This window comes from Candidatus Dormiibacterota bacterium, from assembly GCA_035532835.1.
Lineage (GTDB): Bacteria > Vulcanimicrobiota > Vulcanimicrobiia > Vulcanimicrobiales > Vulcanimicrobiaceae > DAHUXY01.
In genome coordinates this window covers 18,557-27,184 of the sequence record DATKQG010000037.1, presented here as the reverse complement: position 1 = coordinate 27,184, position 8,628 = coordinate 18,557, and the positions used below count along the sequence as shown (strand labels likewise).

The following is an 8,628-nucleotide window of genomic DNA, read 5'->3' as shown; positions in this document are numbered from 1 at the left end:
GGATTCGGGAACTACGTCGAGCCGATCCAGCGCTATTTCAAATATCGCGCCGACCACGGTTCCGAGGTAAAGGACTACGGCCTTCTGGACGATGAATCGCCGGAGCGCAAGTATAGCCCGATGGTCGTCAAGAAAGTCATGCGGACGCCGATTTGGGGCCTTCCCGATCCCGACCATATTTCTACCGCCTACGTTGAGGGGCAGAACCTCACCATGCGTATGTCGATGCGCCGGTTCACGCGGCTAACGAACGGATTCTCGAAGAAGGCCGAGAACCTACAGCGTTCGCTCGCGCTCTACTTCATGCACTACAATTTCTGCCGCAAACATTCCACGATCAAGACGACGCCCGCGATCAAGGCCGGGCTGACGGATCGCATCTGGACGCTGCACGACCTGGCGAATCTGCCCGACCTCATGCGCGGTGGTCTAGCCGCCTAAATCGCTTTTCTCATCAATGCGACGAACGTCCACGATTTCTATTTGCCTGGACCATGTGCCATCAGGCATTTTTTCCTGAAAAGCCGTCACGTGGACCCTCTTACCGAAATTCTCTAATAACGGGGCCAATAAGTCTTCGGCAAATACTGCGTTTGCAACGATCTGCGAGCGCCACTCGGTGGTCTCTTCAACGTCACGGAGATGTACTTTTTTTGACAGGTCAAGGATATCGATCGTCCCGATTATGTCGATTTTTCTTAATGTCGGTGATCGCTTAAGCCGAATGTCCAGCCTCTTATCTTTTGCTCTCTCGCGCTTCTCGCGCGTGAACTCCGTAGAAGTATGATTCGAGATGTCTTCGATCTTAACTAATGCGACGGAGGAGGGGTCGTTGGGCGGAGCCAGCTCTTCCACGGCCCTTAGAATGCCCTCCAATAGTACGTCGTCGTCCTCAAGTTCAGCGGGAAGCGCCCCCTCCCCGCCAAGCCATTGCGTGGTCGCCATTAAGTACCGTAACGCCGACTTGCTTGGTTCGTCGCCCGGAGTTTGGAACATTGATGTCTGCTCGCTAGTACGTACGCCAATCCCTATACTAGACGGACGAACGAAGGCGACCGTCGGGAACATGTCAGCAGGTATTCTCCCGCTGAAGTTTTTGGTCGTGGCGCGAATGGCAGTTTTTGTTGCCGTGTGGAGTTTGTCGAATATCAGCCGCCACGTTTGTACTCTAGCGTGCAAAAAGTTGGTGTCGCTACCTACGAATTTAAACTCGTAGTCGGCATCCCGCTGAACTGGCGTGTCGTCGTATGAGAGGTCTGTTATTTTGGCAACGTCGGCCGTCGCGAGCGCACTCTGGACTAAATCTTGCAGCTTAGACGCTACAGTAAGCGAATATACAACTTGCGATGAATCGGAGGGAGCGTTTTTTGCTGGTACATTGCGAACAACTATTACCGCTCCCGAAGGGGCGGTGTATGTGAAGGTGACGCGCGAGTTCCCGTCGTCGCTATGTTCGCTTGTCATGTAAAGTCACCACGAGGTACGTGTAAACCGCGCCAACCTTCACAAGTATGCCCCTTCGGCGATTCTCGAATCCAAAAAAGGCGATTCCTGGGTGGTGGCTGTCGGTGTTGCCCGGAAGGTCCTTGTCGGTAGCGGTTCCATGGATAACGAGACCCGGGACAATCTTAAGGCTGATCGACCGGTCGATTGCCTGGGTGACGGCATGATCGCTAAAGTCGAGGTTGCCGGTCGATGCGGCCGAGCGGATCGCGTCTTCCTCCCACTGTAAGATAACAGGGGTACTAAAATCAAAGAACGCCCCCTCGTAACCCGCCATAGGGACTTAAAACGAGCGAAGGCTCCCAGCATCCTGCTTGCTCCTCCGGGGGACGCCCGCGGGCCGGTTTTCAAAAGGGACCACTACCCGCCGCACCCGGGACCCTTGACGTCCCCCATCCGCGGTGCTACTCTCGAGTTTAAATGAAAACGACTTTCATTTTATAGCAAGCGAGGGGAGTCTACCCATGAGCGAAACCAACGGCAAGCAAGGGCCGGAGAAACTGACCGGCAATTTCGGCGCGGCGATCTCCGATAATCAAAACTCACTGTCGGCCGGCGATCCCGGGCCGCTACTCTTAACCGATTACCATCTCATCGAAAAGAACGCGCACTTCAATCGCGAGCGCGTCCCCGAACGGGTGGTCCACGCTAAAGGCGCGGGCGCATTCGGGTACTTCGAAGTCACCGAAGATGTCAGCCAATACACCAAGGCCGCGTTTTTGAACGGCAAAGGCAAACGCACCGAGGCGCTCGCGCGCTTCTCCACCGTCGCCGGCGAGTTGGGCTCGGCCGATACGGCACGCGATCCGCGTGGGTTTGCCCTGAAGTTTTATACCGAAGACGGCAACTACGACTTGGTCGGCAATAACACGCCGGTCTTTTTCATTCGCGATCCGCTGAAGTTTCCCGACTTCATCCATTCGCAGAAACGCTTGCCGCAGTCGCATCTGCGCGATGCCGACATGCAGTGGGATTTCTGGTCGCTCTCACCGGAATCGCTGCACCAAGTAACGTTCTTGATGGGCGATCGCGGCATTCCCGCGGCATTCCAACACATGAACGGCTACGGCAGCCATACCTATCAGTGGATTAACGCCAAAGGCGAAACGCACTGGGTAAAGTACCACTTCAAACCGGAACTCGGTGTGAAGAACTACACGCGCCAAGAAGCGGCGCGCATCGCCGGCGAAGACCCCGATCATCACACGCGCAGCCTCTTCAATCTCATCGCCGGAGGAGACGTCGCGGCGTGGCGGCTGTTCGTGCAGATCATGCCGCACGAAGAAGCATTCACCTACAAGTGGGATCCGTTCGACGTCACCAAAGTGTGGTCGCATAAGGATTATCCGCTCATCCCGGTCGGCCGTCTGGTGCTCGATCGCAATCCGGCAAATTACTTTGCCGATATCGAACAGGCGGCTTTCGAGCCGTCCAACGTCGTGCCGGGCATCTACTACTCGCCCGACAAGATGCTGCAAGGCCGCGTCTTCGCCTATGCGGACGCGCACCGTTATCGGATCGGGCCGAACTACGCGACGCTGCCGGTCAACCGCCCGCACAATGCCGCGGTGAACAACTACCAGCGCGACGGCCATATGCGCTACGACGACAACGGCGGCAACAAGCCGGTGTACGAGCCGAACAGTCTAGGTGGCCCGACGCAGCGGCCGGAGTATGCCGAGCCCGCCTTCGCGCTCAAGGGCACGACCGGGCGCTACGCGCAGGCTTCCTATCGTAACGACGACTACCAACAGGCGGGCGATCTCTATCGTCTGATGTCGGCCGAAGAAAAGGCGCGCCTGATCGATACGATCGTCAACGCGATGACGGGTATTCGGCGCGAGGTGCAAGAGCGGCAACTCGGGCACTTCACCAAAGCCGATGCCGAATTCGGCGCGGGCATCGCGCGCGGCCTAGGCCTCGTCCCCGCCTAAGACCGATCTCGAAAACCCGCAAGCCACGGCGCGCCCCACCCGGACGCACCGTGGCTTTTTCAGCGAAGTTCGCGTAAGCCTCAACCCACCGAGTGCGAGGTGCGTTATACCGAGTATGCGAGTAGTTATTACCGAAAAAGGCTCCGGCAACGTGATCGCGGACGCCCGCGAGGCAGCCGTCCAAAAAGTCGAAGGCAACTGGTACGTCGACGGGTCCGCCGTCGATAGTTCACATCTTGAAACGACGGCGCACGATTACACCTGTCCCTACAAGGGGCGCTGCTTCTACGTCGATTACGTTGAAGGTGAGAAGCGCATCGCACGCGTCGCCTGGATTTATGATAATCCCAAAGACGGCTGGGAGCACATCAAGGGCAAGTACGGATTTTACGCGGGCGAAGCTGCCGCTCGCATCGGAAAAACCGTCGAGACGATTACCGAGTAACGGTTATCTATGCGGCGCCCGGAATTTGATCGACGTGCCGGATGATGCGTAACGATTCCAGCATCGGGCGCGTGCGAATCGCGGTTACGGTTCGCTCGTCAAGTGCAACGCATGTAAGCTGAACCTCCAACTCGGCCGCGCGGTGTAAGAGCCTGTGCAGCGCGCTCATCGTCGTTTCCTCGATACTTGGAAACGTATCCATCACGACGACGATGTTGCGCCGTCCCAGCGAGACGAAGCGTTCGACTTGCGCGATCAAGCCCGCTTCGAGCGTCTGGTGCCCGGGCGCGTGTCCCGTGATGAATGCGAGATTTCGCTGTGCCATCGTAGCTCGATTGTACGGCCGCCCTAGCTAGCGCGCATTAGCCATACGATACATTGTTGGGCCCGCGGACTATACAAGAGCCCGGGATTCGTCGTATAGTGGCGCATGGCGCGTTCGCTCTTGGATCCCCGTTACGATCGCGACGCCTGCGGCGTCGGCTTTGTTGCTGCGCTCGACGGCCAACCGAGCCGCGAGGTTCTCGATCGCTCGCTCACCGCGCTTGCCCGGCTCGGGCACCGCGGCGCGGTTGCATCCGACGGCCGCAGCAGCGACGGTGTCGGAGTGCTCACGCAGCTTCCGCGCGACTTCTTCCTCCAGCAACTCTCCGCGGCGAACACGCCGGTCGAGCCGCATGCGCCGCTTGCCGTCGCGATGCTCTTCCTTACCCCGAACGACGCGCAGGCCGAGTCCGACGCGTTCGAACGACAGACCGTCAAGCACGGTTTTCGAATTATCCTATGGCGCGACGTTCCAATCGACCCGTCGCTCCTAGGGCCGAAAGCTCGAGATGGACTCCCAAGAATACGGCAGGCGCTGCTCACCACAGCGACTCCCGCGGAGCACCCATCTAGAGACGGCGCAGAGCAGATCGAGCGCCGTCTCTCACTTTTACGCAAGGCCTTCGAGCGCGAGTCCGGCGCGTATGTCTGTTCGCTCTCGTCGCAGACGATCGTGTACAAGGCGCTCTGCGCAAGCGGCGACCTGTCCGCCTTTTATCGCGACCTCGCCGACCCGGCGTACGCGAGCGCGTTCGCGCTCTTTCACCAGCGGTTCGCGACCAACGTGCTGCCTCGTTGGTCGTTGGCGCAGCCGTTTCGCTTGCTCGCGCACAACGGCGAGATCAATACGATCTGGGGCAATCGCGCGCGAATGGAGGCCCGGCGCGCGTCGTTGAACGTGCAGTTCGAACCGCTCCTCTCGCCGGGCGTTTCCGATTCTGCGAGCCTGGACGAGATCACCGAACTGCTCGCGCGCCACGATCGCACCGTCTGCGAATCGTTGCGCATGCTGATGCCTCCGGTCGCCGACGCTCGCGAATCGCGCTTTCATCGGTATCACGCCGACGTCATCGAACCGTGGGATGGGCCGGCGGCGGTTGCGTTCGCCGACGGGCGCTACGTGGGAGCCGCGCTCGACCGCAACGGCTTGCGCCCGTGCCGGTACACGATCGACGACCGCATGATCGTCGCCGGCTCCGAAGTGGGCATCGCCGATTTCGATTCCGACCGCGTCGTATGCAACGGGCGCCTGGGGCCGGGCGAGATGATCGCCCTCGACATACGCGAGGGGCGCCTGCTGTTCGACCGCGATCTCTCCGCCGGGTTTGAAGCGGAGATGCCGCCCGGAGCGTCGGTCGAAGCGGCAACGCTCGATCCGCTGCCCATCACCCCGCTGGACGCGGCGACGTTGACCGATCTGCAGCGCCGATTCGGTTATACGCGCGAGGACCTCTCGTTCGTGCTGGAGCCGATGGCTTCGATGGGCAAGGAGCCGCTCTGGTCGATGGGCGACGACACGCCGCTCGCGCCGCTCGCGCGTTCTCCGCGCCCGTTCTACGCGTACTTCCGGCAACGGTTCTCGCAAGTGACCAACCCGCCGATCGATCCGCTGCGCGAAGCCTGCGTCTTCTCGCTGCGCACGCGGCTGGGCCCGTGGCCGCATCTTCTCGATAAGCACGCGCCGCTGCCGGGGCTCACGCTGGCATCGCCGATGCTCTCGCTCGGGCAGGTCGCCGCGCTGCGGCAGAACGCGCATCCGCGCAGTGCCGAACTTCCGCTCGTGCAGATCGATTGCACCATGAACGCCGCGGAGACGCTCGAAGACGCGCTGGTGCGAATCTGCACCGAGGCGGTGGCTCGCGTGCGTCGCGACAAGGCCAGCATCTTGCTGCTGAGCGATCGCAACGCATCGGTGCAAGCGCCGCCGATTCCGATGGCCATGGCGGTCGGCGCCGTCCACCGCTCGCTTGTCGATTGGGGATTGCGCACGCAAGCGGGCCTCGCGGTGGAAGCGGGCGACTGCCGCGACGTCCACCACGCGGCGGTCCTGATCGGCTACGGCGCAGGCGCCGTCTGCCCGTGGCTCGCGCTCGAATCGGTGCGCGCCGTCGCGGGAGACGAAGCGGAAGCTCGCGCCATCGCCGCTTTCGATCTGGGCATCGCGAAGATCATGTCGAAGTGCGGCATCTCGGTGCTCGATAGTTATCGCGGCGCGCAATTGTTCGACATCATCGGCCTCCACGAATCGATCGCCGAGCGTTGCTTCGCCGGTTCCCCTTCGCCGTTATCGGGCCGCACGTTCGACCGGATCGAAGCGCTCTACCGCGCTCCGTGGGCGGGTACCGCCCTGGTGGAGAGCGAGCTTCCCGACTACGGATGGGTACGTTTTCGCCGCAACGATACCGCAGAAATGCACGGTTGGCAGCCGCAGACCGCGCGCGCGCTCCAACGCGCGGCGGGCGTTGCGCGCGATGCGGGCAAAGGCATCGATCCGCCGGTTGCGTGGGATGCCTACACGCGCGAAATCGCCGACCGCGGCGTGCAGAATCTACGCGATCTGCTCGCGCTACGCGCGGCCGGCCCCGCGATCGCGATAGACGAGGTTGAAGACGAACGTTGCATCATGCGGCGCTTCATCGCCAGCGCGATGTCGCTTGGGAGCCTCAGCCCCGAAGCACACCAAACGATCGCCGACGCGATGAACGCGATCGGAGGGCGTTCCAATACGGGCGAGGGCGGCGAAGACGCCCCGTACGACAACAAGATCAAACAAGTTGCTTCGGCGCGTTTCGGCGTGACGGCAGCGTATCTCGCACGCGCGCAAGAGGTCGAGATCAAGATCGCCCAAGGTGCCAAGCCGGGCGAGGGCGGGCAGCTTCCCGGGCACAAGGTTACCGAGATGATCGCGCGTCTGCGCCACGCGCAACCGGGAATCGCGCTGATTAGCCCTCCGCCGCACCACGACATCTACTCGATCGAAGATCTCGCCCAATTGATTTGGGATATCAAGCGCGTCAACCCAAGCGCAACCGTCGGCGTCAAGCTCGTCTCGGAGTTCGGCGTCGGAACGGTGGCCGCCGGCGTCGTGAAAGCCTATGCCGATTTCGTCACGATCGCCGGCAACAGCGGCGGCACGGGCGCATCGTCGCTCTCCTCCATCAAATACGCCGGCAATCCGTGGGAGCTTGGCCTGGCCGAAGCGCAGCAAGTGCTCGTGCATCACGGTTTGCGCGGGCGCGTTCGCCTTCGCACCGATGGCGGCATCCGGACCGCGCGCGACGTCGTCGTTGCGGCGCTGCTCGGCGCCGATGAGTTTGCGTTCGGCACCTCGGTGCTCGTCGCGCTGGGCTGCGACATGGCGCGCCAGTGTCACCTCAATACCTGCCCCGCGGGCATTGCAACGCAGCGCCCCGAGTTGCGCGCGAAGTTCCGCGGCAAGCCGGAGCATCTCGTTCGCTATTTTACGAACCTCGCGCACGACGTACGAGCGCTGCTTGCATCGCTGGGACTCCGCAATATCGACGAAGCGATCGGCCGTGTGGATTTGCTCGATCAAGTGCGCGACGACGGCGGCCTGGATCTTCGCGCGATGCTCGCGGCGAGCGGCGATGGGCCGAGCCGCTACCAGGGCGGGCGCAACGATCGTCCGCTCGAGCGCGAACCGCTCGACGACGCCTGGGTAGAACCGGCGCTAGCCGCCGCGCGCGCCGGCCTGCCGTACCGGCGCGAAGAGCGCGTGAGCAATGCCGATCGTACGCTCGGTGCGCGCCTCGCGGGGCGCCTCGCGCTCGAAACGTTTGCAACCGCACCCGATCTACGCTTCCACCTGCACGGCACCGCCGGGCAGTCGTTTGGTGCGTTCGCCGTAGATGGAATGTCGCTGGCCCTCGAAGGCGCGGCGAATGATTTTGTCGGGAAGGGACTCTGCGGCGGCGAGATCGTGCTATGCCCGTCCGGCGCGCTCGCACAAACCGACGATGCAGGAGTGATCCTGGGGAACGTGGCGCTCTACGGCGCAACCGCGGGCAGCCTCTTCGCCGCCGGTAGCGCGGGCGAGCGATTCGCCGTGCGTAATTCCGGCGCGTCCGCCGTGGTCGAAGGCGTAGGCCAGCACGGCTGCGAGTACATGACCGGAGGAATCGTGCTGGTGCTCGGAGCGGCAGGCGGCAACTTCGGCGCCGGTATGACCGGCGGCACCGCCTACGTGATCGATACCGGCGGCGCCTTCGCGCGGGAACGGCGCTACAACGCCGACTCCGTGAAGATCGAGGCCGTGAGCCCCACCGATGACGATGCGGCGATGCTACGCGACTTGGTCGCACGGCATGCGAGCCGCACCGGTAGCGTGCGCGCGCAGCGTTTGCTCGACGATTGGGATGCGACCGCCTCGCACATCGTGCGCGTCGTGCCGCTGTAGCGATC

At 62.2% G+C, this 8,628-nt stretch carries 7 protein-coding genes; 4 read left to right on the top strand and 3 right to left on the bottom strand.

Going from position 1 to position 8,628, the window contains the following annotated elements:
• A partial coding sequence (locus VMW12_05150; protein ID HUZ49115.1) for an IS1 family transposase occupies positions 1-441 on the top strand: 441 nt, incomplete at its 5' end.
• Here VMW12_05150 and VMW12_05145 read toward each other — a convergent pair.
• Positions 430-1,464: a hypothetical protein gene (locus VMW12_05145; GenBank protein ID HUZ49114.1), complete on the bottom strand. Its 1,035-nt coding sequence runs from the start codon at positions 1,462-1,464 to the stop codon at positions 430-432. The genes VMW12_05150 and VMW12_05145 overlap by 12 nt on opposite strands.
• Positions 1,448-1,780 (bottom strand): hypothetical protein, encoded by a 333-nt coding sequence (locus VMW12_05140; GenBank protein ID HUZ49113.1) that lies wholly within the window; start codon positions 1,778-1,780, stop codon positions 1,448-1,450. The genes VMW12_05145 and VMW12_05140 overlap by 17 nt, the downstream gene beginning before the upstream one ends.
• Positions 1,781-1,967: 187 nt before the next feature.
• Here VMW12_05140 and VMW12_05135 point away from each other — a divergent pair, with 187 nt between their 5' ends.
• Positions 1,968-3,437, top strand: coding sequence for a catalase (locus VMW12_05135; GenBank protein ID HUZ49112.1), 1,470 nt, complete (start codon positions 1,968-1,970; stop codon positions 3,435-3,437).
• Between the two features lie 115 nt (positions 3,438-3,552).
• Positions 3,553-3,882 carry a DUF427 domain-containing protein gene (locus VMW12_05130; GenBank protein ID HUZ49111.1) on the top strand — a complete coding sequence of 110 codons (330 nt, stop codon included), beginning with the start codon at positions 3,553-3,555 and terminating at the stop codon, positions 3,880-3,882.
• A 7-nt stretch (positions 3,883-3,889) separates the two neighbouring features.
• On the opposite strand, the gene VMW12_05125 is transcribed toward VMW12_05130, so the two are convergent.
• Positions 3,890-4,207: a hypothetical protein gene (locus tag VMW12_05125; GenBank protein HUZ49110.1), complete on the bottom strand. Its 318-nt coding sequence runs from the start codon at positions 4,205-4,207 to the stop codon at positions 3,890-3,892.
• A gap of 105 nt (positions 4,208-4,312) precedes the next feature.
• Here VMW12_05125 and gltB point away from each other — a divergent pair, with 105 nt between their 5' ends.
• Positions 4,313-8,623 (top strand): glutamate synthase large subunit, encoded by a 4,311-nt coding sequence (gene gltB, locus VMW12_05120; GenBank protein ID HUZ49109.1) that lies wholly within the window; start codon positions 4,313-4,315, stop codon positions 8,621-8,623.
• Positions 8,624-8,628: the final 5 nt, after the last annotated feature.